Genomic DNA, 21,006 nt, shown 5'->3' with positions numbered 1-21,006 from the left:
AGGCTTTTTTCAGGGTTCGTCAGAACACCGTATTGGCAAGGCTTCGGGAGGTGGCACGTCGCAGCGACGCCGGCTGCCAGCGAGGTGCCGGGGCGAGAGATGGTCCCCCGTTTCTGGAATGCCCTGCCGCCCGAGGATTTCGCGACGGGCCCCCGGCCAGCAGCCCTTCGATGACCTTGGCGTGTGCAAGACAGGCATCGAGGGCGGTTTTTGCCCTGGGCTTCATCGCTGGTTCCAGGGAATGACCGGCGACGCAACCCCGAACGCCTCGTTACAAAGGGAAGTCCAGTCATTTACGATGCACCTCGCATCGAACCCCTACCCCCTGTCCGCTGAGGCCTGACAGATTGAAGGGTTCGCCACGCAGGCCGATTTCATGCGATCCAATCCGACTGCATGAGGAGTCCGGCGATGACTGAACCTTGGGTATCCGTCGAGCATCCGGGCGTGACGCGTGATTCGATTTACCGGTGGATCGACCGCAAGGGGCTGCCGGCACACCGGCCTGGTCGCCCGTGGAAATCCGAGATTTCCGAGGTGGATGAATGGGTACGAGCGGGAGGCGCGGATGAAGAAAAAACATGGCGATGCCGCCCCTGCATCGCCGCGAAAAAATGGAGGGATGGCCTGAATACCCACACTCAACTGGATCGGCAAGGAAGCCGTCGTCAAACACCACAAGGAAGTGCCGTTCCGCCTGCTGGAACCGGTACCGGAGCTTTCCTGCCCTCCTCTCCTCCTTGCGGGAGATGGACTTTCTCTTCCCCCTCTCCCGCCAGCGGGAGAGGAGAGAAAGCCGTCGAAGGACTGGGCGGCGGTTTCCAGTTCTGCCGCCTGTCCGCCGAACCGCTGTTCGGCGCCGACGGCCAGATCCGCCGCGACGTGACATTCGCGCAACTGGCCAAGTTCGTCTGGTTCGCCGAAACCGGCACCGGCTTCCCTCACCCCCAACCCTCTCCCAGAGGGAGAGGGGGCTCGATTTGTGTCATTCGATGACCCGGAGGTGCTGGAGTATCCGTGGGACCTGTCTCCCGTCGACGCCGCACCCACGGCCGATGGCCGGTTCTATCCCGATTTTCTATGCCAGTTGCCCGGCAGTGCAGACAGGCCCGGAGTAGTTCTGGCGGTGGGGCACAAGGGGGCCGATCGCTGGAACGGGGCTGAGGACGATCGCTCGATCGGGAGGTTGTGGGCCAACCTGTCGCAAGGCCGTTGCCGGTTCGTCATGGTCAAGGACGAGCGGTGAGAGTGGATCGAGCCGCTTTTGACATGACCCTCCGACTTCGCCGCCCTCGACGTCGTGCGCACTGAGGGGAAGACCCGGCCCGGGCCAAGGCTGGAACGAGAGCGTGCGGGATTCGGCCGGCTGAACGAACGGCTCCGGGAGTCACGGCGAGCACGTCTCCGGGACGAAGCGGCGGCCAGTCGATGGCCGGCCGCTGGTACGAGGTGCTGCGCGCGGCGGATCCCGGGGCCGGATGAAACGAGACCGTACCTGGGATCGCTCCCTGCCCCCGGGGAAACCCGCCTACGGCGATTCGATCGGCGGCGATGACCCGGCGCATTGCATCCGTCGTCAGACGACCGCCACTCGGTTGCGCCCGGCCTGTTTGGCGACGTACAGGGCACGGTCGGCATCATGCTTGAGCAGGGACAAATCGTAGGGTGGCCCTTCGATACAGGCGACACCGATGCTCACGGTGAGCGGTATGGCTTCTCCGCCGTAGAGGAAGCCGGCGTGCATCGTCGCCAGGCGCAGGCGTTCAGCGATGCGCTGTGCCTGGGCCCGCCCGGTGGCCGGCAACAGAACGCCGAATTCCTCGCCGCCGTAGCGGCAGAGCAGATCTCGGTGCCGCAGGCTTTCTTCCATGGTCTCCGCAACCCGGACGAGGGCGGCATCGCCCGCGGCATGACCGTGCCGGTCGTTGACCTGCTTGAAATGATCGATGTCGATCATGAGCAGCGAGACCGGCACCCGCTTCGTGCGAGCCCGAAGCAGTTCATCGGTGGCGAGGTTTTCGAACACTCGCCGGTTATAGATCCGTGTGAGCGAGTCGAACGATGCCAGCTGATGCAATTCGGCATTGAGCTCCTCGGCGACGATCAGACCGAAGCACAGAGAACCCAGGACGTTTCCGACCAGGATGGCGGAGTACGTCAACTGCTGCACCCAGTTTTCGTCCATGGGATGGACGATGGGTGAATCCAGGATGAGCGGACTCACCGCCCGGATCGCCAATACCACGCTGATGGCGAGCGCCAGGAAACCGGTGACCCGGTAAATCGACCGGCCAGAGGGAGGATCTGGACGCAGCAGAGCGTGTGCAATCATGAAGAACACCGCAGCGGCCAATACGCTGTTGACGCTGATGCGGAGCCCGTCGTGACCGGCGTGGAGGGTGTAGGCGTTAGCGACGGCGGCAAACACGAACACGCCCAGCAGTGCGAACTTGCCGTAGACGCGCTCCCGGAGCTCCTGCACGGCGACGAAAACCAGGAGGGTTCCGCCGATCCCGAGCGTGACCGCCCCACCCAGTGCGACCGGTTCCGGAACCAGCGATCTCGCGGTCAGGACGAAAAGCGCGAAATTCATCCCCATCATCAGCCCGCCCAATGCCCACGCATGCATGCCGCGGGTGATCCGGCCGGGATATTGGGGAGCGACCAGCAGAATCATGCCGGCCTTTCCCACCGAAGCCAGCGTCAGGAGGGTATAGAAGGTATAGGGATCCATTCTTTCGCTTTCAGGCGACCGTGGCCGGGAAATGCTGCTTCTCCATCCCGTTTGGCCTTTCGCACCCACTGCTTAAGCAGCCCCTCCGACAGCCCCAACCCGCGTTCGACTTCGGCTATCGGCCTGCCACTCCTCGCAGCGAGTTCAACCGCGTCGCTCTTGAGCGCGCTGCCGTATGTTCGTCGTGTCGCACTCATTGTCATCATTGCCTCCATTCGCAGCGTGAAGGATTTATCTCTCCTTCCACTAAAACGGGGCACATCACCCCCAGTCCACCTGCACGCAATGTTGTACCGCTTTTGGCTTTGCAAGACTTTTACCTTTTGAGCATAGCCCGGATTTCGTTTAGGCTATACGGTGGCTTTCTCATGTGCAGCATTGCATGGCAATTGGGACAAACTGGGCATAAATCATTGATTGGGTCAACTTGATATTCTGCACAAATTTCGCCCAAAGGTTTTATATGGTGAACATGGATAAAACCTTTTCCGATTTCGCCATACTTTTCATGGAAAACAAAGCCGCAAATAATACATTTTGCGCCGTAGTGTTCAATACAAGCGTTTCTGGCTTGCGGATTACGCTCATAAGCATTTACCGTAATAGACTTTGATGCACCTTCGTAAAACTCTTGAGGCTCGTCTATTTGTTCAGGCAACAATCCCAAACCAGGTTTACTTTCCGTGTAAACCCTATCTAAAATTTCTGCTCTAAAATTCACATCAACCGCCATTTTATACATAAGCGGCTCGTGAGATTTTCGATACGGCGAAGATTTAGCCCGTCCGACTTCTGCCAAAAGTGCTTCACTCCAACTTTGGTAGATTTGCTCAGATGTCTCCAGCCAATAAAGCAATTCATGGAAATTGCCGAAGCGCAAGAAATAAGGCGGGTCAGAATCTTCACCGCGCAAGTTTCTAAATTGCCCCCACTTACCCAGATCTGGACTATCCATCAATTGAGGGATTTCTCTGGCGGAGGCAGTAAAAATCAAGCCAACATATAGTTTTGTTTGTTCATTTTCTTTCTTTTTTCGCAAAGCAACAACATAGCGATTATTGATGGTAACCGGAAAACGCCAGCCTGTACTATTCGGCGACAAAGACATGACAAGTCGAGGATCATCGTTATCCAATCCTGTTATTTTGATGATCCGTTTCACCAATTCAAAATATGAATTGACCCATTCTCGACTCGGGGCATATTTTATCCGCTTGACGAGTAATTCAATCTTGTCGTTATCCGATGGCATATTTTGACCCAATTTTTCGACCTACAAGGGGCGGCACAATGCCCCGCTCACCTGCGGGCGGCAGCCCGTCGGGTGCAGCGGGAAGTTTGGCGGCGTAGCCGTCCGCCAAATCGTTATTATCTGCGAGCAATTGAATAATGAATTCTCCCCGGAAAGACGATATCACGCAAACCGAAGAATATGATCCGCCAACCGCCTGATTGAGCGGCGAATCGGCAAGATGTGCACAATCAGCCCGAACGAGGTACGCTGGCAAACCAGAGACCGCGAGCAGCCCGGCCGTTCTCCGTTCGATGTTGCGAAACGTGAAGCGGCGACCGACACGACCGCCCTCATGGGAAAAATTGGCACGGCACACGGGGAGGCCATGCCCTGTTCGGCATCGGCATGCCCAAAGCACACTGGCTCAAGTGTAACCGCCTGGAAGTGCCCGGGCGATCATGCGCGCCTTCCGGGCGCATTCGGTGTAGGATGAATCCTGGACCCGTCCCGGCGACCGGCTTCGGCATTTTTTCATCGACGTCCTTGGGAGAATCCATGAAAGCCTTGATCGCGGTTTGCACGGCTTCTTTGCTTTCCGGCTGCGGCATCGTGCTACCGGCGAAGCACAACAGCGGTGATCTCGACAAACTTACGGCAGGGATGACCGAACAGCAGGTCGACCAGGTGCTCGACTCCCATTATGTGACCCTGCACGAGGGGGAAACGGCGGAAGGCAGGAACACCGTGGTCCGCTTGTATGACCTGTACGGCAGAAATACGGCCGTCCGGAACCTCCTGCTGGGTCTCCCGACTTTCACCGTCACCTGGTGGCTGGTACCGGACACCACGGCTTACGAACTGGTCTTCGTCGATCATAAACTGCAGCGATGGGCGCTCGACGAACCGGACTGAGGGACGGACTCTGGGAGGTTTCCATGCCGAACGAACCGGAAGGACTCCATGATCGACCGACCGCGATCACGCCCGGGCTTCGAACGGCTCCCGCGGCTCGAGGCCATGTCTTCACCACAACGGTTCTCATTTCCCGATCGTCACAGGAGGTTGTATGTCGGTCTCACTCAAAGGCAGTTGCCTTTGCGGCGCAGTGAAATATGAAGTCAAAGGTGACCCTCAACGCTTCTATCATTGTCATTGTTCCCGATGCCGGAAGTCGTCAGGAACCGGACATGCGACCAATCTGTTCCTCGCGAATGCGGAACTGGTGTTTGCGGACGGCCAATCCTTGCTGAAGCAATTCAAGGTTCCCGAGGCCAAACGGTTCACCCGGCAGTTTTGCAGTCGCTGCGGAAGTCAGGTCGCCCGATACGTTCCGGAAATCGACGGTGTCGTCATACCAGCCGGCTCCCTGGACGACGAAGCCCCGATCCAACCGCAGGCGCGGATATTCTGGGATTCGAGAGCCCATTGGTCTTGCGACGGGGATGCCTTACCGCGCCATGCCGAATATCCGGGCTGAGCGCTGGCGCGTGGCATGAGTGCGACGAGTCGCCAATCCGGGCGCGGACGGTTCGGGACGGGGAACACCGGCCGCCGCAAGGTACCAGACTTGCCCGGGTATCCGCCTCGATGTCCGAAAGCCGGAATCGAGGCCCTTTCCAGGAGAATCCCATGTTGAACCTTGCCCTGGCCATGCTGTTCTTCGTCGGCATCCACTTCCTCATTTCCGGCACCGGCCTGCGCGACCGGCTCGTCGCCTACCGGGGCGAACAAGCCTTCCGCGCCGCATTTTCGGTGCTGTCCTTGCTCGCGCTCGGGTGGGTCGTGTTCGCATACCGTCAGGCGCCCTATGTCGAAACCTGGGGCCAGCTCACCGGATTCAAGCCGATCGCCGCGGTCCTGATGCTGGTGTCCTTCATCTTCGTGGTCGCCGGGCTCACCACCCCGAATCCCACGGCGGTGTCCGGCGAAAGCGTGCTGAACGATGCCGAAGCCGCCAGGGGCATTCTCCGGATCACCCGCCATCCGTTCCTGTGGGGACTCTCCCTGTGGGCGCTGGTCCACGTGATCGCCAACGGCGACGTGGCCGCCCTGCTGCTGTTCGGTTCGCTGCTGGCGCTGTGCCTGTTCGGCACGCGCTCGATCGATGCCAAGCGCCGGCGGGCCTATGGCGACCGCTGGGAGCGCTTTGCCGCCGCCACTTCCAACGTTCCTTTCATGGCCATCAAGGAAGGGCGCAATCGGCTCGAACTCGGCGAGATCGGGTGGCAGCGGCTGGGCATCGCCATGGCCCTGTATCTCGCCATGCTCCACTTCCACACGAAGATTTTCGGCGTCTCACCGTTATTCTGAGCCGGCGGGCGAACACACGACGGGCCAGCCTGGCCTTGCCTGTGCGGTCCGGATCCACGTAATCTTGGTGCTCCGGCGGCCCCCGCCGGTCTGCTCGAACCCCTACCACAGCACGAGGTGTCATCATGGATGCCTGCTCTCTCACAGCGAAACAATGCACCCCCTGCCAGGGCGGCATTCCCCCGTTGACCGCGGAGGAAGCCGAAAAACTCCTCGTCCATGTGCCCCGGTGGGAGCTCAAGGACGCCGCGACCAAGCTGAAAAGGACGTTCCGATTCGAGAATTTCATGGAAGCGCTGGACTTCGCCCGGAAGGTCGGCGAGTTGTGCGAGGCGGAGGGGCATCACCCGGACATCGGGATCGGGTGGGGCTATTGCAGAGTGGAGTTCCAGACCCACAAGATCAATGGACTCCACGAGAACGACTTCATCATGGCCGCCAAGGTCGACGAGCTGGCGGCAGAAGCCTAGAGGGCCCGCTCCGGGCCGTGGCCGTCCCCGATTCACCCGAAATCAGGGGGGATCCGCCATGCATCTCCTCGTCACCGGGGGTACGGGCTTCATCGGCAGAAGCCTGTGCCGTCGCCTGTTGGAGCGCGGCCACCGGCTGACCGTTCTCAGCCGGCAGGCGCCCGACACGGTGCGACGCCTGTGCGGCGAGACGGTAATGCCGGTTGCCGCCATCGACTCGCTTTCCCCGCAGGCCGGCTTCGACGCCGTGGTCAACCTAGCCGGCGAACCCATCGCCGACAAACGCTGGACCGAAGCGCGCAAACGCCTGTTGTGGGAAAGCCGAGTCGGACTGACCACGGCACTGGTCGATTACATCGCACGGGCCGAGAGCAAGCCCCCGGTGCTGATCAGCGGCTCGGCGGTCGGTTATTACGGCAACCGGGGCGATACCCTGCTCGACGAGGAATCCGCGCACGGTGACGGCTTCGGCCACCGCCTGTGTGCGGCCTGGGAGGAGGCTGCCTCCCGGGCCGCCGGACATGGAGTCCGGGTCTGCATGCTGCGGACCGGGCTGGTCGTCGGCCGGAATGGCGGCTTTCTCCAGCGGATGCTGCCCCTGTTCAGGCTGGGCCTCGGCGGCCGCATCGGGGACGGCCGCCAGTGGATGAGCTGGATCCACCTCGACGATCACATCGCCATCACCGAATACCTGATCGAGGGCGCACACCTGGAGGGCGCGTTCAACGCGACCGCACCCAATCCAGTCACCAACCGCGAGTTCACCGAATGCCTGGCGCGCCTCCTCAACCGGCCTGCGCCATTGCCGGTGCCGGCGTTCACGCTCCGGCTGGCCTTGGGCGAGACGGCGGAGCTGCTGCTCGGCGGACAGCGGGTAATACCGAAACGCCTGCAGCAGGAGCCGTTCCGTTTCCGCTACGAGCACCTCGAAAACGCGCTGCGCGACGCCCTCGGGCGTTAGGCCCCCATGCCGGCAGACCACTTCCGTCCCCGTCACCGAACATCGGGATGGACACCGCGGCACAGATGGCCCGCCCCTGGTCCGCCAATTCCCCGCAGGACAGAAGACCGGTGTGGGGCAGGGCGAGCCGGTCGGCCGAAACGGCGAACCCGCTCATGAAACCCTTCTCGAAGCCCGCCTGCTCGACCAGTCGGGCCGACATGGCGTCGTGGCAGCCGGGCATGACGCGGATGCCGGGACGGGGGCGAGTATCTGGCATGATTTGGCGGCGGGGAGGTCATCGTGCATCGGGCCTATGAGGAAAACTGAAGATAGCGCCGGGGGCCGAGCAGGGCGAGAGCGGTCCGTCATTATCCATAACCCTCTCCATGAACGGTGCTGAAAAAGGGCGCGAAGAAGGCGAACTGCTTTTCACCACCAGTGTTAAAGTGCAGAGGGAGATTCCCTTTTGGTGTCCACGGCGCTGCCACTCGCCTTCGACACGTCAGCGTTGCCATTAAGAATTTGGCCGAAAACAATTTCCCGAATCGCGTCTGCGGATCAAAGTCGACATTACCGGCGCTGTTGCACAAGGACGCCATGCCGCGCCAGCTGGGTCTCGTAGAGACGGACCAGTTCCGTGGGAATGGCCAGCATGCCATGCAATCCAGATCAGTCTATCTCGGTGTGAAGGGATAATAGACAGAAGGATAGACCAAGCAATTCAAGGCGTGTGTTGTCACACGGCAGGCAGCATGATAAAAATTTCAGGAAGCTATACGGAAACGATTCAATCAATTGTTATGTACTCGAACGGAGGTTAGCTTGAACACCAGCAGACTAAGTGAACTGCGCCAACTCGTCGATGAGGTTATGTACGCATCTACGAAAAATGAAGCGCAGCACCCGTTAAGGCGCTTGGAGTTCATCGCATCTGAATTGACGGGAATAATTGACCCTTATTTATCTGGGAAGCTTAAGGAAATAATCGCGTATGCGAAGGAAGCTTCTGGGCGTGACAGCAACAAACATCATTGGATTTCCTGCGTGAAAAATTGCTGGTATACGTTTGAAAATGGTGTAAAGCGTGGCCAGTGAGGAAGAAATGGCAATGAACACCAAGAATGCACATAACCAGTCGCTCCAGTCGACGTCAAAAAGGCTAGCGCCTTTTTGACGCTCCTGAGCTTCGCGTTAACCATCACGACAGCACTTCCCCGAACGTGACCAAGACAACCATGCGCCTGTTGAATTTTGAGCGTTTACAGGCCCGTGGCGCCAGCGCAATGACGGTCATCAAACTGAACTTTTGGCGTCGGGAATCTCCGTGGGCTAACTCAAGAAATCGAGCCATTGGAAGAAACCGAAGTCGGCGTCGCCCAGCCAGAAGAAACGCCCGACCCGCCCGATGCCGTACGGAAGGTGATCCAGAAACTGCCGGAACACCGCGCAGGACTCGCACTGGCTGTTTGTTGTAGCCGTAGACCAGAAGGATCACGCGATGCGCACCGCGCAGCCAGCCCGCCGGCCGTTCGGCGACCCTGACCACCGGTCCGCCGACGGACCGAAAGCTCGCCGTCCGCCGCGATCATCGCGGCCGGTTCCGCAGGCTTTCCATGGCCGCGACCAGATCGCGCGCCACCGGTGCGATGAAACCGCCTAGCACCGCTACGGTCAGGGCATAGGCGAAGTGCGCGCCGGTCCAGAACTCCCTGCCGCCGTAGACCGTCAACGCAGCCATGATGATGACCGTGGTCACTAATTGCCGACAGCCATTGCAGGATGGCGCGCCAGCGCCCGGCCCGTTCTTGAACCGCGACGTGATATGTTCAGGCCGCCGGCTTGAATGGATTACGCCCGCCTTCACGGGGCGTGAAGCAGGGAATCAGAATGACACGATGACATCGGCCGACAGCAGGATCTGGGAAGTCGCGTTGCCATCGTCGAAGGGACGGGTGCCGTCGGACCAGTCGTAGCGCAGGTTGGGCCGCGCGGTCAGCCAGGGAAGCGGCGACCATTTCACGCCGGCGGTCACGGCATAGTAGCTGCCGGGACCCAGTCCCATCGTCGGTGCCCGTGCCGGCGACAGCACGCGGACGCCGTCGTCGTCGCGGAACCATTCGCCGCGCAGACCGAGTGACAGATCGTCCGCCAGATCGTAGGAGAGGTACTGGACCAGGCCATACCAACTCGAAGTTTGGCCGTCCCCGCTGATCCAGCCGTGATCGTGCTGGAGGATGGCGTGCAGCCGCAGGGTGAGGTCGTGCTGCGCAACCAGGCTATAGAAGCCCAGCTCGCCGCGGGGCACGGTGGTCACGGTGCCGTTCGAGCCGTTGATCGACAGGGAGGTCTCGCCGGAATCGCTGGTCCAGGTACCGCCGCCGACGAAGGCCCAGTTCTCCAGACTGTGGTCGAATACGCCGTCCCAACCGGCGAACTGGCTGCCGGTCACTGTAGCCGCATCCAGCAGCAGGTTGTCGGTGGGCTGGTAGCTGAAACGGATACCGGTGTGGGTGAAGGGCTCCCCGTACTGCATGGCGTAGGAATGGGAATAGAAGAAGTTTTCCGGCGCCATGACGGATTCCACGCCGACCACGGTGTAGAAATGACCCAGCTTGACCGCGAGGCCGCGCCCCACCGGCACCAGCGCCTCCAGATAGGCCTGGGGCACCGCCAGGCTGTAGCGGTTGTTGTCGCTGATCTGCCGGTCCCAGCTTCCCTGAGGATCGCCGAAGGCCTGGCTGAACCAGGCGTCGGTGCCGTACAGCAGGTCCAGCCTGCCACCCAGGTCGAAGCTTTCTCCCTGGCGGTCGACCGCGCGTTCGAGGTAAAGATAGACCTGATTCGGCTGAAACTCGTCCGACCGATCGGAGAAGGTCACCGGACCGTTGTAACCGGAGCCGGGTTCATCGAAATTGTGGGTGAGGCCGGCATCGATCCAGCCCCCCAAGGTGAGCCGCAGGCTTTGCATCCAATCGGCGCCGTTCGGATTCATGCCATCCGGCAGCATTTCGAACACCCCGCGCGCTTGTTCCAGGCCAGCTCCGGACACCGGTGCCATACCGCTGGCGACCCATAACAGGGCGGCTCCGGCGAGGATCGGTCCCCGCATCCGTAAGGAAAAGAGATTCACCATGGTGCATCGAGCTCGATGGCCGTCCGGTTGCTTCACGGTTCAACAATCCGAAACGCCCAAGCATGACGCGTACCATGATTCAACTAATTGAAAAACTGTCAGTTCCGTGAATTCCGACGCGGCGTTGATGCAGATCGCGCAATCATGGTGCATAGTTACCGCACGAACGCACGCTTATGGTGCTCAATCTTGCACCGCAGCGGAGCCGGTGCCTCAATAACGTGATCGAAAGCCGGACGGCCGGGCCGGTGAAGGGGGAGAAGATGAAATTTCCAGTCGCCATGATGAGAGTCTTGGCCCTGTCAGGCCTGACTTGGCCCGTGCTGGCCGCACCCGAAGGTCCGAACGCCGCGGACACCGCCTGGATACTCACCTCGACGGGACTGGTGCTGTTCATGACGATGCCGGGTCTCGCCCTGCTCTATGCGGGACTGGTACGGACCAAGAACGTGTTGTCCGTCATGGTGCAGATTTTCACCGCGACTTCACTGGTCTCGGTGCTCTGGGTGATCGCCGGCTATACCCTGGCACTGACCGACGGCGGCGAACTGCAGGCCTGGATCGGCGGCGGCAAACGCCTGTTCCTGCTGGGACTGAAAGCCGACTCGCTGAACGGCAACCTGCCGGAGGTGGTGTACTGCATGTACCACCTGACCTTCGCGATCTTTGCCCCTGCCCTGATGATCGGCGCCATCGTGGAACGCATGAAGTTTTCGGTCACGCTCTGGTTCACCGGGATCTGGACCCTGCTGGTCTATGTGCCGGTCTGCCATTGGGTGTGGGGGGAAGGCTGGCTGGCGCGGATCGGCGCCATCGATTTCGCCGGCGGCGTGGTCGTGCATACCACCGCCGGCGTGTCCGCCCTGGTAGGCGCCTGGATGCTGGGGCCGCGCCGGGGCTATCCGCGCACCCTCCTGCCACCCCACAACCTGACCCTGACCGCGATCGGCGCCGGAATCCTGGCGGTGGGCTGGCATGGTTTCAGCGCCGGCAGCGCTCTGATGGCGACCGGCGCAGCGGGCATGGCCATGCTGACCACCCACATCGGCGCCTCGGTTGGCGCGCTGGTGTGGATGGCGGTGGAGTGGCGGAGTTTCGGCAAACCGACCCTGCTCGGCGCCCTGACCGGCATGATCGCCGGCCTGGGCGTGATCTCGCCGGCGGCCGGGTTCGTCGGACCGCTTGGCGCCATCGCCATGGGCACGGCGGCCGGCGTGATCTGCTTCGGCGCCATTCACTGGATCAAGCGCTCGCTGCAAATCGACGACACCTTGGACGTCTTTCCGGTGCACGGCGTCGGCGGCATGATCGGCACCGTGCTGACCGCGCCCTTCGCCGCCGAGGCGCTGGGCGGCGCCGGCATCACCACGGGTCTGACGATCGGCCAGCAAACCCTGACCCAGATTCTCGCGGTAGGCTCGGTTGCCGCCTGGAGCGGGCTCATCAGCTGGCTGTTGCTGAAGATTCTGGACCGCACCATCGGCCTGCGGGTGACCCCCGACCAGGAAACCGAAGGACTGGACGTCGCCCTGCACAACAGCAAGGCTTATCACTTCTGACGGCCCGACCGGAAAGCCCATGAGCAGGATTCTGATCGTCCTTTTCTGGCTGGCACTGATGCCCTTGCCTGCGGCCGTCGGGGACGAAGCCGCAGACATCGCCAAGGTCGAAGCCGCCACCTGCGCGGGAGCCACCGTCGGCCAACGCCTCCAGGAGGAAATCCAGAGCCACAGCCGACGCGACCTGGGCTGGCGGGTGTTCGTCGAGGACGACCATCGTGACCTGGAGCGCAGTCTGCGGATCTCCAAGGCGATGGAGGCACGCTACCGGTGGCGGATCGACGCGGCCGGGAAGATCGAGCCGGTCTCCGACGCCGCCCGGCAGCTCTGCGCTCCACGCTGAGCCCGGCGCGGTGGAGCCGTTCAGTTACCGTCGGAGACGGCTAGGGGATGTAGCCGGGTCCATCCCCGCGGCACGGGGTTGCGCTGGAAGAATCCGGCGTCCGTCGTGAGTACCCGGCGCGGACGCTCGCTGAAGACGCCGCTGACGTCGCACAGAGGAACGATCCGGTCTTCTCCGCCGACCAGGCCGCGCGCCACGACGACCCCCGCCGACACGCCGCCCCTGGCGATGATGTCATGTGGGCGGAATCCCCGGATCATGCTGCCGTCCTTCAGCATTACTTGAGCCGAAAATCCCTGGTTGATCAAGCGGATCAATGTATCGATATGGTTCATGCCTTGCCGTCCTGAAATCCCGTGTTTGCCTTCCGACTTCCGTCGCTCCCTGGAGCTCCCGATTTTACCGGGCTTCGGGGCGGCGTTTTTTCGAGGGGTTTTCCGTATGGGCTTGTGCGCCTTCTGCAGGAGCGACTGCCAGCAACCCAGGTACCCACCGTTCAGCGCGCGGCCTCGGCGAGGGATGTGGCGACCCTTGGAAAATTTTTGGGCACCTTGGAGGTCTCCGTCTAAAGGCACCAGTATGACACCAGTAGGGTGGCTTTCGCGGCTGAAGGCGCCAAATCGTCTGCATTCCATCCCTGCGGAAAACCCGCCGGCGCCAATATTGCGCTCCGCCCGGTCAGTTCACTGTTTCCGGCATCGCTCACCACAGCGAGCCCGTCGCGGCCCCAAAAGCATTGCCCCGTATAACCCAGCTCCATAGTATGATTAACCCCATCCCCCAACAGCGTTCGCATAGCGGTGAACGAATTCATGGAGCCCCTGGATCGGATTTCCGCCGAAACCCTCGGACATTACGAACGCAACGCCGAGGCGTTCTTCGAGGGCACGCGCGATCACGACGTCAGCCAGAACATCGCCGCCCTGCTCTCCCACATCCGGACCGAGCCACCGTTCACCGTGCTGGATTTCGGCTGCGGACCGGGGCGCGACCTGAAGGCATTCACCGAACTGGGGCACCGGGCCGTCGGGCTGGACGGCGCCTTCCGTTTCGTCGAGATGGCGAGGGATTACAGCGGTTGTGAAGTCTGGCACCAGGATTTCCTCAAACTCGACCTGCCGGAGGAGCATTTCGACGGCATTTTCGCCAACGCGACCCTTTTCCACGTGCCGAGCCGCGAACTGCCGAGGGTTCTCGGCGAGCTGCGCGCCGCGCTCAAACCCGAAGGCGTGCTGTTCGCCTCGAATCCAAGGGGCCGGAACGAGGAAGGCTGGAATCGCGGACGCTACGGCGTCTATCACGATCTCGACACCTGGCGCCGGTTCCTGACATCGGCCGGGTTCCTGGAGCTGGAACACTACTACCGGCCCGCCGGCCTGCCGCGCGACCAGCAGCCTTGGCTGGCCAGCGTGTGGCGCCGCACCGGAGGTTGATCCGATGCAAAAAGATGGCTTTCTGGTGTCCGCTTACGGCGTCCGTATGCCCGGCATCGTCTACGGCACGGCCTGGAAAAAGGACCGTACCGCGGCCCTGGTGGAACAGGCCGTCTCGCTCGGATTCCGCGGCATCGACACCGCCTGCCAGCCCAAGCATTACGACGAACCGGGTGTCGGCGCCGGCCTCGCAGCGTGCATGAATGCCGGCCTGGAACGGGCCGACCTCTACCTCCAGAGCAAGTTCACCCCGGTCGACGGCCAGGACCCCGAACGGATGCCCTACGATCCGAAGGCGAGCCTGGCCGAGCAAGTCGCCCGGTCCTTCGAAAGCTCGCTGAAGAATCTCCGCACCTCCTATCTCGATTGTCTGATCCTGCATTCGCCGTTGTCGAAGGAAAAGGACACGCTGGACGTCTGGCGGGCGATGGAAACGGTCTTCGACGGCGGCGGCGCCCGGCAACTGGGGATCAGCAACTGCTACCGGCCCGAACTGCTGGAACGCCTGTACCGCTGGAGCCGGGTCAAGCCGGCCGTGGTGCAGAACCGCTTCTATGCGGAGACCCGCTACGACCGCGAGATCCGGGAGTTCTGCCGGCAGAACCGGATCGTCTATCAGAGCTTCTGGACCCTGACCGCCAACCCTTCGATCCTGGCCCATGCCACGCTGCGGGCTCTGGCGGCGACTCACGGCCGCACGCCAGCGCAGGTGTTCTTCCGCTATCTCACCCAGATTGGCGTCGTCCCCTTGACCGGAACGGCATCGGAAGCCCACATGCGGGAAGACCTGGCGATCTTCGAATTCGAGCTGACGCCGGATCAGTGCGCCGCGGTCTCCGGCCTGCTGAGGACCTGACGCCCCCAAGGGCTGCCATTTCAGGCACTCGATGAAAGCCACCGTTGGATGATCGAGGAAATCCGACCGGAAAGCCTCGCCCGCCGAAGACAGCCTGGGAGCATGCCAGCGGATTTCCCGGAATCCGGCGGCACGGAACGCGGCCTCATGGGCCAGCACGTCGAGATAGTAGTTCTCTATCTCAAGCGGACCGTCTTCCAGGAAAAAAGTCCAGGTCAGCGGCATGCCCTGGCAGATTTCTCCCGCCACTCGGGTGTCCAAGCCGTAGCGGCGGCAGGAGGGAAGCGCCGAAAAGTCCATGGCCGGATTCGAATTGACCGTCACGAAGCACCCCCCCGGCCTGAGGCAGGCCGATATGCCGGCGCACATGGCTTCCAGCTCGTGCTGGTCCGCCGCGTAGTTCAAGAAGTAAGCCGCCACCGCCAGATCGAATTCGGAAGGCAGGGACAGGTTCTTGCCGTCTCCCACGCGGTAGTCGATGCCCAAAGGCTGCTCCGCCTCCTGCTCACGGGCGAGTTCGACCATGCGCTCCGACAGGTCGAGGCCCAGCACTCGAGCTGCGCCTTGGGCCCGCAGCCTCCGGGTGTAGAAAGCCTCCCCGCAGGCGACGTCCACGACCGCTTGGCCGGAAAGGTTTCCGATCAGGTCCAGCAGCGTGAAGGTTTCGATGCAATTCCGCCAAGGCTGCAGCTTGGCCCGCTTGTATCGTTCGGCGATGGAATCGTAGTCGGTACGCATGATGGGGTTTTCTCCATGCCGATTGTCTTGGTCCGCGAGAATCAGAATTCCGTCGCGGTTATTCATGCCAGCCGAGATTTCAGGACAGGGGGCCGCTACCCCCCGCTTCCGGGACTGTGCGTTCGAGCTGTGCGAACTTTGGGAGGCCAGCTCGTCGTGGTTGACCCGCCCACTTCCATCCACGGGTACCACGCCAGCGTCGGGCTGCCGGCCGACATTGTCCTGATCTGGAGCACGCCGTTCGCCGACGGGTTGGTGGCCGAGGAGGATCGCCCGGTTACTCGCCTGGTCTCAGGTCTAGAGTGCTGCGCGCGGAATCTCTAGATTCCGATGCTCCAGGCGGTTGAGGATAGCGGCGCGACGCTGCTGATCCGGGACTCGAAGAAGTCGGACGCGCACATCTCCGCGCCGACCTGGCCTGGGATGACATCGAGCGCCGGAACGAAGAACTGATGCCAGCGCTGCTCACTGGCGGTCACATACGGATTGGGATAGTGCTTTGCTTTGTACGTAACTGGGCTGTACGGCCGAACCCGGCAAGAGGAACATGGACATCGTTGTAACATCTTTCGTCTTGAAGCTGGTTTCTTGCCGGTTGACTTTCCCCGCCGACGTAGCAGTTACGCTGTAGACTTTGCACGCGGTTCCTGTTGCTTGACAGCCTTCCTCTGTGATGCGTATCAAGTCGTCGAAACTCGGCCGAAACACCAGCTTGCGACCGGAAAGTTCATACTTCCCGTGAGCGACTGCGTCAGGCATCGTTGGGATACTTGATGAATAGGTGCCGTCTCCGTTGATATGTATATTTGATACTGATTGGTCACGGTTCGTTGTTTTCACTACCGAGCCATTATGACTGATTTTCGACGTTATTTTCATATTTACAGTGCAAAGCCAATTGCCTTCGACACCCGCGTAAACAGGCACATTGGCGATGGTCAATAACGCGGCACATATGAGGCGGGAATTCATATAACGCTCCGTGGTCATTGTTATGCAAGAACAGCTCCGCGGTGGTACACGCCGAGTTTCCTAAGGTACGTGGGCCTAACATACCCACAGCGATTACTCGTGCTAAGTCGGGAGTCCACGATTTTGGGCGCCAAATGCAACCGGAACTGCGACTCCTCGGGCGGTCAATTCCTCCGCGATAAGATAGTTACTCATGCCCGTATCGCGAATTCGCAACATCTCCGTCCGCACTTCCGCAGCTTCTTGGAGCCTCTCCGCTCTATCGTGTTCATGGGTTTATCGCAGTTCCTTCTCAGCACGTTCCTGAGCGGCTGCGTAGTCAGCGCGGGTTTTATCTCCCAGCACTGAGTAAAAATCAGCCTCTGTACGTTTATCCCATACCGAACACCGGTGGAGAAGTCACGGCCGGCGGGAACATCAAGGGAGTCTGGGGTCGGTTCGTGATCCGGGATGAACCCCCGTATTCCTAGTTCGGCAAGTCGGTCTTGCAGGGCCATAAGTTAAATCAAGAGTGAAACAGAGGTTTGAACACTTGGCGGTCGTGTCACTTACATAGCCCGCACCATATCAACACTCCGAGAATGCGTCAACGGTATACGCCTGGTATGCATCGTGTAGGAAGCAGAGCATTGAAGCGACTCTTTGGGCAATAAGGATCAACAACCTGTCAATCAGATTCTAATATTCTCCTCTTCTCCGCTTCAAATTCTTGCTGGGTTAATGTTCCGTCGTCGAGAAGTTTTCTTAGCTTGGCCAGCCGTGTGTATTTATCCTCTGGCGACTGATCATTGCTTAGCCCTATTTGGCTTTCACCGGTTTGAGTTATTGCCTTGGCAATGCCACCCGAATACATCTCCTCCATTTTCTTCTTGAATGCCGCTGGTGCACCGTCCTGCGCAACGCCTTGTGGATACCAAAAGGCCGATCCCAGCTGATCGATACCTTCTATCCTTTTTTCGGCCAGAAGCTTTCCGCTCCTTCCGAACGCTTGCATATCAACATTATATTGGATCTCCGATCCAACATAGGTATCAGATTTCCACTCATACAGCGTGACAAGCAACGACTTATCTGGTTTTTCTGCCAATAGCGTGCTTAGTACTTGATCTCTGCTCAAAGAAGGTGGCAATCTCACAGGAGTCACATTTGCTCCGGAATGCTTTAGCGCATCAGCAAGAAGATTTGTCATTTCCTCTGCCAAGGCGCGCTTTGACTGAGTTCGCACATCAAATGGATTTCCAAACCCGCCTCGCTGCAAGCCTACAAAATCTTCGTCCTTATTTCCGTTTACAACGTAAGGACGCTGATCTTGAACCCCTACGGCAATCTTTTGAACTCCCGAAAATGCTAAAGACGGCTGGGCTTGCCGGTAATCCTGTTTGTTACCGAAGGCACAGCCAGCCAAAAATGTGCACGCGAGCATGCTTGTTTGATATAAACGCATAGACATGGCCAGATAACATGGTTCAACAATCAAGCAGCGAGCACTGCCACTTCTACACCCCCCAAACCGAATCCCCTTCCATTTCTTGCCGTCGATCAAACTCTGTTCATCTAGTAGAGAATCATGGGGTACGGAAGACGTTCTAAAGGGCGCCTCGAAAAACCGGGGTCATGTGACAATAGTACCCCTGAACAACCAGCCTGAGCCACCATGATCAAAGAGAGCCTATTCGCCGCCGAGGAACGTGAAGCCAGGCTGGACCGGCTGGGCGATGTGTTGCGAGAGATGGAGAGGCACATCGACTTCAAGGCGCAGGCCGGGGGACGCGCCGTTCGAGGCGGTGAACCGGCCAGTGGGCCGGCACGGCTACATCGCCCGTGGCGGGCAGATCGTGGACGCCGGCCTGGTCCCGGTTCCCCCCACGCGGGAAGCGCGGGAACTGATCAAGGAACAAGCCACGCCCGCCGAGCGGCGGCAGCGGGATGTGGACGCCAGCTGGACGCAGAAGCATGGCAAGTCCTACTGTCGGCTACAAGGCATCGGTCAGCGTGGACCGGCGCTACGAGGTGATCCGCAAGCTCAAGGTCAGCACCGCCGGCGAGAACGACACACTCCCCCTGGAGGACGTGCTGGACACCGCCAACACCGGGCGCGGCCTCTGCGGCGACAAGGGCGATGTCGATGGCGGGCGCGAGGCCCGGCTCAAGGCCCAGGGCTGGGGGTCCACATCCGGCACAAGGCGGCGAAGGACAGGCCCCTGTCCGCCTGCCAGGAGCGCCGTAACACCCGCATCGCCAGGGTCCGGGCCAGGGTCGGACACGTGTTCGCCGCCATCGACCAGATGGGCGGCAAACTGCTGCGCTGCGTCGGCCTGGACCGGGCCCGGTTCCTGCTCACGGGGAAAGCGGCGACCTACAACCTACGTCGCCTGTGCAGCCTCAAGGCGTGCGGAGTGGTGGCCTTCTGACGGACGGCGACCGTCCGGCAACGCCGGAAGGAGCGGTTCCGGGCGGGAAAAAGCCCTCCAGGCAGGGGCGACACTGGAAAAATCGCGGGACGACCGACTGATCACGTCGGATTGCTCGTTTGACCCGATTCATTCCCGGTTTTTCGAGGTGCCCGGAAGCGGCTGATCTGTTGCAGCGGCTCGAGTCGCTGTTTCCCGCAGATGCACGCCAATGCCCAACCCCACGCGCCAAATCACGCCAAAACACGCGGACGGGAAGAGTCTGGCGAGGACTTGCGGGCGCGCTTGGCTGCCAGGCACAGCGCGTCGTACTTGCGCATCTTGCGCTTTTCGATGAAGCCCAGGCGATGCAGGTCACGCGCCGTCTCATGGACGGCTTCGCGGATCCGGTCGTTGCGCTTCTTCATGGCCATCAAAGACGCCTACTTGGCCTGTGTCAGCCACCGAACTGGGCGCCGATTTCCTCGATGTCGCTTGCTGCGAGCGGGGTGATGACGAGCCGGGTCATTTGGTCCGGCGCTTCGCCTGATCCCGATACTTCGCCTCCAGTCGGTCAAAGACCTCTTCGGCCGGCTGCCCCGGACCACTGGATCGACCGGCCGTGATGGCCGCGCGCAGTTCTTCCAACTGCAAGGCGTGACGCTGGGCTTGCTCTTCCAGCAAGCGCAGGCCTGCGCGAACCACCTCGCTGGCGTTGTTGTAGCGACCGCAGGCGACCTGCTCCTTGATGAACGCCTCGAAATGGGGGCTGAGGGCGACACTCGTCGGCATGGGTTTGCATCCTAACGGTTAATAACTGTTATTGGATTCCTGCAGTCCCGTCTTGTCAAGCGAACGGCTGGACAGGCGGTCCGCTTCTCGCTTGCCGTTGAGCGTGTCGGCCACGGTCAGCAACGCCCGCTGCCAGCGTCGCCAGGCCGTGGTGCGGTCGCAGCCGAAGCGCGCGCAGATGTCGCGCCAGCGGCGGCGCTCGGCGCGCATCCACACCAGATGCCGTTCCTCTTCCTCCAGTCACTGCACCCAGCGCATGGCTTCGAGCATGCGCTCGACGGCCTCTGGCGCGGGCGGAAAGCGCCGGATCGGGGCCTCCGCCCCGAGCGTCTCCCACGGCATACGCCGGATCGCGGGCCAGGTGTTGAAGTAACCCTATACCCGCACGGGCGGCAGGCGATGGGCGGTGATGGCCGCTTCGTGGAAGAGCTCGGCCACCTGCTCGATGGTCCACTCAGCCATGGCGCACCTCCCGGGCTCCATCCAGTGATCCGTACAGCCGCTCGCCGATGCGGCGGATCAGCTCACGCTCCGTCTGATCACGTCGGATCGCTCGTTTGACCTGATTCATTCCCGATTTTTCAAGGTGCACTAGAGGGGGTGGACCGGAGCGGTGACTGGAACAATTCGCGGGGAAGTCACACAAGAGGCATCCCCTTGTATCCAGCCCCCACGAGGGGGGCTGGATTCTGAAGTCAGGATCCTAAACGAAACGGACGACGGATGTGGCACAAGACCATGGCTCGCCATCGCTACCTCAGCGTAGACCCGCCGTTTTACATTTCAAATGCACTAGTGCGCTTCTTCACTGAATTGAAATGAAAAATCCTGGTTAGTCAAGACTATATATCCCCTAACCTTGGCGCTATCAATAGTGAATCGACAGAAAAAATACCCGTTTCCACCATAATTGGTGGCGAGACGATATGTTCCCTGCCCCGGCTGTACGGCGGCAGTGCTGGTCTGAACGACCGTTCCGTCGTTAGATACCAATTCCGCAGTAACATTCTAGATTTTCTTGCTTAGATTCAGTACATCGCAGGAAACGCGCACCCCCGTAGGGCTCGTAGCAGCAGGTTGAGTCCTAACAGGCCCAGTG

General features: G+C 60.8%; 23 protein-coding genes and 3 pseudogenes. 13 read left to right on the top strand and 13 right to left on the bottom strand.

Translation table 11 applies throughout. From position 1 onward, the window contains the following. The first annotated feature begins 396 nt into the window (after positions 1-396). Together ACSHWJ_RS10775 and ACSHWJ_RS10770 are read left to right on the top strand one after the other, a co-directional pair. Positions 397-996 carry an excisionase family DNA-binding protein gene (locus ACSHWJ_RS10775; protein ID WP_432539780.1) on the top strand — a complete coding sequence of 200 codons (600 nt, stop codon included), beginning with the start codon at positions 397-399 and terminating at the stop codon, positions 994-996. After that, positions 983-1,246: a hypothetical protein gene (locus tag ACSHWJ_RS10770; RefSeq protein ID WP_282213568.1), complete on the top strand. Its 264-nt coding sequence runs from the start codon at positions 983-985 to the stop codon at positions 1,244-1,246. Before ACSHWJ_RS10775 ends, ACSHWJ_RS10770 begins: the two co-directional genes overlap by 14 nt. 330 nt (positions 1,247-1,576) lie before the next feature. Here ACSHWJ_RS10770 and ACSHWJ_RS10765 read toward each other — a convergent pair whose 3' ends face one another. From ACSHWJ_RS10765 to ACSHWJ_RS10755, 3 genes are all read right to left on the bottom strand, one after another. Beyond that, positions 1,577-2,734 (bottom strand): GGDEF domain-containing protein, encoded by a 1,158-nt coding sequence (locus ACSHWJ_RS10765; protein ID WP_432539779.1) that lies wholly within the window; start codon positions 2,732-2,734, stop codon positions 1,577-1,579. Then, positions 2,704-2,931 (bottom strand): transposase, encoded by a 228-nt coding sequence (locus ACSHWJ_RS10760; RefSeq protein ID WP_432539811.1) that lies wholly within the window; start codon positions 2,929-2,931, stop codon positions 2,704-2,706. The genes ACSHWJ_RS10765 and ACSHWJ_RS10760 overlap by 31 nt, the downstream gene beginning before the upstream one ends. A gap of 119 nt (positions 2,932-3,050) precedes the next feature. Continuing rightward, complete coding sequence (locus ACSHWJ_RS10755) at positions 3,051-3,998, bottom strand: HNH endonuclease (protein WP_432539778.1); 948 nt, start codon at positions 3,996-3,998, stop codon at positions 3,051-3,053. A 525-nt stretch (positions 3,999-4,523) separates the two neighbouring features. Between ACSHWJ_RS10755 and ACSHWJ_RS10750 the strand changes: the two genes are divergently transcribed. The 5 genes from ACSHWJ_RS10750 (at position 4,524) to ACSHWJ_RS10730 (ending at position 7,709) form a co-directional block, all read left to right on the top strand. Then, the gene (locus ACSHWJ_RS10750) at positions 4,524-4,880 is read left to right on the top strand and encodes a hypothetical protein (protein ID WP_041360703.1); all 357 of its coding nucleotides are present in this window, start codon (positions 4,524-4,526) and stop codon (positions 4,878-4,880) included. A 154-nt stretch (positions 4,881-5,034) separates the two neighbouring features. After that, on the top strand, positions 5,035-5,445 hold the full coding sequence (locus tag ACSHWJ_RS10745) for a GFA family protein (RefSeq protein WP_017364924.1): 411 nt from the start codon (positions 5,035-5,037) through the stop codon (positions 5,443-5,445). 152 nt (positions 5,446-5,597) lie between these two features. Continuing rightward, positions 5,598-6,278: an NnrU family protein gene (locus tag ACSHWJ_RS10740; RefSeq protein ID WP_432539777.1), complete on the top strand. Its 681-nt coding sequence runs from the start codon at positions 5,598-5,600 to the stop codon at positions 6,276-6,278. A 125-nt stretch (positions 6,279-6,403) separates the two neighbouring features. Beyond that, positions 6,404-6,748 carry a 4a-hydroxytetrahydrobiopterin dehydratase gene (locus ACSHWJ_RS10735; protein ID WP_010959847.1) on the top strand — a complete coding sequence of 115 codons (345 nt, stop codon included), beginning with the start codon at positions 6,404-6,406 and terminating at the stop codon, positions 6,746-6,748. 58 nt (positions 6,749-6,806) lie between these two features. Further along, positions 6,807-7,709: a TIGR01777 family oxidoreductase gene (locus tag ACSHWJ_RS10730; protein ID WP_432539776.1), complete on the top strand. Its 903-nt coding sequence runs from the start codon at positions 6,807-6,809 to the stop codon at positions 7,707-7,709. 34 nt (positions 7,710-7,743) lie between these two features. On the opposite strand, the pseudogene ACSHWJ_RS10725 reads toward ACSHWJ_RS10730, so the two are convergent. Further along, a pseudogene (locus tag ACSHWJ_RS10725) lies at positions 7,744-7,932 on the bottom strand (carboxyvinyl-carboxyphosphonate phosphorylmutase); the annotation flags it as partial. 581 nt (positions 7,933-8,513) lie between these two features. On the opposite strand from ACSHWJ_RS10725, the gene ACSHWJ_RS10720 reads away from it, so the two are divergent. After that, positions 8,514-8,786: a hypothetical protein gene (locus tag ACSHWJ_RS10720; RefSeq protein ID WP_154656607.1), complete on the top strand. Its 273-nt coding sequence runs from the start codon at positions 8,514-8,516 to the stop codon at positions 8,784-8,786. Positions 8,787-9,276: 490 nt separating this feature from the next. Here the strand turns inward: ACSHWJ_RS10720 and ACSHWJ_RS10715 are convergent, their stop codons facing one another. Together ACSHWJ_RS10715 and ACSHWJ_RS10710 are read right to left on the bottom strand one after the other, a co-directional pair. Next, a complete protein-coding gene (locus ACSHWJ_RS10715; protein ID WP_154656608.1) occupies positions 9,277-9,429 on the bottom strand; it encodes a hypothetical protein in 153 nt (50 codons plus the stop codon). 144 nt (positions 9,430-9,573) lie between these two features. Next, complete coding sequence (locus ACSHWJ_RS10710) at positions 9,574-10,824, bottom strand: porin (RefSeq protein WP_218797268.1); 1,251 nt, start codon at positions 10,822-10,824, stop codon at positions 9,574-9,576. 263 nt (positions 10,825-11,087) lie between these two features. Between ACSHWJ_RS10710 and ACSHWJ_RS10705 the strand changes: the two genes are divergently transcribed. Then, positions 11,088-12,383, top strand: a complete 1,296-nt coding sequence (locus ACSHWJ_RS10705) for an ammonium transporter (protein ID WP_050998162.1) — start codon at positions 11,088-11,090, stop codon at positions 12,381-12,383. Between the two features lie 19 nt (positions 12,384-12,402). Then, positions 12,403-12,726, top strand: a complete 324-nt coding sequence (locus ACSHWJ_RS10700; protein WP_010959842.1) for a hypothetical protein — start codon at positions 12,403-12,405, stop codon at positions 12,724-12,726. A 20-nt stretch (positions 12,727-12,746) separates the two neighbouring features. On the opposite strand, the gene ACSHWJ_RS10695 is transcribed toward ACSHWJ_RS10700, so the two are convergent. After that, positions 12,747-13,061: a hypothetical protein gene (locus ACSHWJ_RS10695; RefSeq protein WP_010959841.1), complete on the bottom strand. Its 315-nt coding sequence runs from the start codon at positions 13,059-13,061 to the stop codon at positions 12,747-12,749. Between the two features lie 477 nt (positions 13,062-13,538). On the opposite strand from ACSHWJ_RS10695, the gene ACSHWJ_RS10690 reads away from it, so the two are divergent. Both ACSHWJ_RS10690 and ACSHWJ_RS10685 read left to right on the top strand, forming a co-directional pair. Beyond that, on the top strand, positions 13,539-14,159 hold the full coding sequence (locus ACSHWJ_RS10690; protein ID WP_036245771.1) for a class I SAM-dependent methyltransferase: 621 nt from the start codon (positions 13,539-13,541) through the stop codon (positions 14,157-14,159). A gap of 4 nt (positions 14,160-14,163) precedes the next feature. Further along, entirely contained in the window at positions 14,164-15,015 is an 852-nt protein-coding gene (locus ACSHWJ_RS10685; protein ID WP_218797267.1) for an aldo/keto reductase family protein, read from the top strand. 366 nt (positions 15,016-15,381) lie between these two features. Here the strand turns inward: ACSHWJ_RS10685 and ACSHWJ_RS10680 are convergent. From ACSHWJ_RS10680 to ACSHWJ_RS10670, 3 genes and pseudogenes are all read right to left on the bottom strand, one after another. Next, a pseudogene (locus ACSHWJ_RS10680) lies at positions 15,382-15,753 on the bottom strand (class I SAM-dependent methyltransferase); the annotation flags it as partial. Positions 15,754-16,218: 465 nt separating this feature from the next. Further along, positions 16,219-16,725 (bottom strand): hypothetical protein, encoded by a 507-nt coding sequence (locus ACSHWJ_RS10675; protein ID WP_218797266.1) that lies wholly within the window; start codon positions 16,723-16,725, stop codon positions 16,219-16,221. 667 nt (positions 16,726-17,392) lie between these two features. Further along, complete coding sequence (locus ACSHWJ_RS10670) at positions 17,393-18,268, bottom strand: SHOCT domain-containing protein (RefSeq protein ID WP_218797265.1); 876 nt, start codon at positions 18,266-18,268, stop codon at positions 17,393-17,395. A 241-nt stretch (positions 18,269-18,509) separates the two neighbouring features. On the opposite strand from ACSHWJ_RS10670, the gene ACSHWJ_RS10665 reads away from it, so the two are divergent. Then, on the top strand, positions 18,510-19,136 hold the full coding sequence (locus ACSHWJ_RS10665) for a transposase (RefSeq protein WP_256996396.1): 627 nt from the start codon (positions 18,510-18,512) through the stop codon (positions 19,134-19,136). A gap of 233 nt (positions 19,137-19,369) precedes the next feature. Here ACSHWJ_RS10665 and ACSHWJ_RS10660 read toward each other — a convergent pair whose 3' ends face one another. From ACSHWJ_RS10660 to ACSHWJ_RS10650, 3 genes and pseudogenes are all read right to left on the bottom strand, one after another. Continuing rightward, positions 19,370-19,549 (bottom strand): hypothetical protein, encoded by a 180-nt coding sequence (locus ACSHWJ_RS10660; RefSeq protein WP_218798549.1) that lies wholly within the window; start codon positions 19,547-19,549, stop codon positions 19,370-19,372. 91 nt (positions 19,550-19,640) lie between these two features. After that, the gene (locus ACSHWJ_RS10655) at positions 19,641-19,907 is read right to left on the bottom strand and encodes a type II toxin-antitoxin system ParD family antitoxin (RefSeq protein WP_218797264.1); all 267 of its coding nucleotides are present in this window, start codon (positions 19,905-19,907) and stop codon (positions 19,641-19,643) included. Between the two features lie 18 nt (positions 19,908-19,925). Beyond that, a pseudogene (locus ACSHWJ_RS10650) lies at positions 19,926-20,270 on the bottom strand (DUF6362 family protein); the annotation flags it as partial. Positions 20,271-21,006: the final 736 nt, after the last annotated feature.

The sequence above is a fragment of the Methylococcus sp. S1M genome (assembly GCF_051295855.1).
In the GTDB taxonomy this organism is placed as follows: Bacteria; Pseudomonadota; Gammaproteobacteria; order Methylococcales; family Methylococcaceae; genus Methylococcus; species Methylococcus capsulatus.
The sequence above is the reverse complement of the archived record's forward strand: the minus strand, read 5'-3'. Positions and strand labels throughout refer to the sequence as shown.

Bases quoted from the DNA above. Each gene is read 5' to 3' on its own strand.
- ACSHWJ_RS10775 (WP_432539780.1), top strand. From the start codon at position 397: ATGAGGAGTCCGGCGATGACTGAACCTTGGGTATCCGTCGAGCATCCG.
- ACSHWJ_RS10765 (WP_432539779.1), bottom strand. From the start codon at position 2,734: ATGGATCCCTATACCTTCTATACCCTCCTGACGCTGGCTTCGGTGGGA.
- ACSHWJ_RS10760 (WP_432539811.1), bottom strand. From the start codon at position 2,931: ATGAGTGCGACACGACGAACATACGGCAGCGCGCTCAAGAGCGACGCG.
- ACSHWJ_RS10750 (WP_041360703.1), top strand. From the start codon at position 4,524: ATGAAAGCCTTGATCGCGGTTTGCACGGCTTCTTTGCTTTCCGGCTGC.
- ACSHWJ_RS10745 (WP_017364924.1), top strand. From the start codon at position 5,035: ATGTCGGTCTCACTCAAAGGCAGTTGCCTTTGCGGCGCAGTGAAATAT.
- ACSHWJ_RS10740 (WP_432539777.1), top strand. From the start codon at position 5,598: ATGTTGAACCTTGCCCTGGCCATGCTGTTCTTCGTCGGCATCCACTTC.
- ACSHWJ_RS10735 (WP_010959847.1), top strand. From the start codon at position 6,404: ATGGATGCCTGCTCTCTCACAGCGAAACAATGCACCCCCTGCCAGGGC.
- ACSHWJ_RS10730 (WP_432539776.1), top strand. From the start codon at position 6,807: ATGCATCTCCTCGTCACCGGGGGTACGGGCTTCATCGGCAGAAGCCTG.
- ACSHWJ_RS10715 (WP_154656608.1), bottom strand. From the start codon at position 9,429: ATGGCTGCGTTGACGGTCTACGGCGGCAGGGAGTTCTGGACCGGCGCG.
- ACSHWJ_RS10710 (WP_218797268.1), bottom strand. From the start codon at position 10,824: ATGGTGAATCTCTTTTCCTTACGGATGCGGGGACCGATCCTCGCCGGA.
- ACSHWJ_RS10705 (WP_050998162.1), top strand. From the start codon at position 11,088: ATGAAATTTCCAGTCGCCATGATGAGAGTCTTGGCCCTGTCAGGCCTG.
- ACSHWJ_RS10700 (WP_010959842.1), top strand. From the start codon at position 12,403: ATGAGCAGGATTCTGATCGTCCTTTTCTGGCTGGCACTGATGCCCTTG.
- ACSHWJ_RS10695 (WP_010959841.1), bottom strand. From the start codon at position 13,061: ATGAACCATATCGATACATTGATCCGCTTGATCAACCAGGGATTTTCG.
- ACSHWJ_RS10690 (WP_036245771.1), top strand. From the start codon at position 13,539: ATGGAGCCCCTGGATCGGATTTCCGCCGAAACCCTCGGACATTACGAA.
- ACSHWJ_RS10685 (WP_218797267.1), top strand. From the start codon at position 14,164: ATGCAAAAAGATGGCTTTCTGGTGTCCGCTTACGGCGTCCGTATGCCC.
- ACSHWJ_RS10675 (WP_218797266.1), bottom strand. From the start codon at position 16,725: ATGAATTCCCGCCTCATATGTGCCGCGTTATTGACCATCGCCAATGTG.
- ACSHWJ_RS10660 (WP_218798549.1), bottom strand. From the start codon at position 19,549: ATGGCCATGAAGAAGCGCAACGACCGGATCCGCGAAGCCGTCCATGAG.
- ACSHWJ_RS10655 (WP_218797264.1), bottom strand. From the start codon at position 19,907: ATGCCGACGAGTGTCGCCCTCAGCCCCCATTTCGAGGCGTTCATCAAG.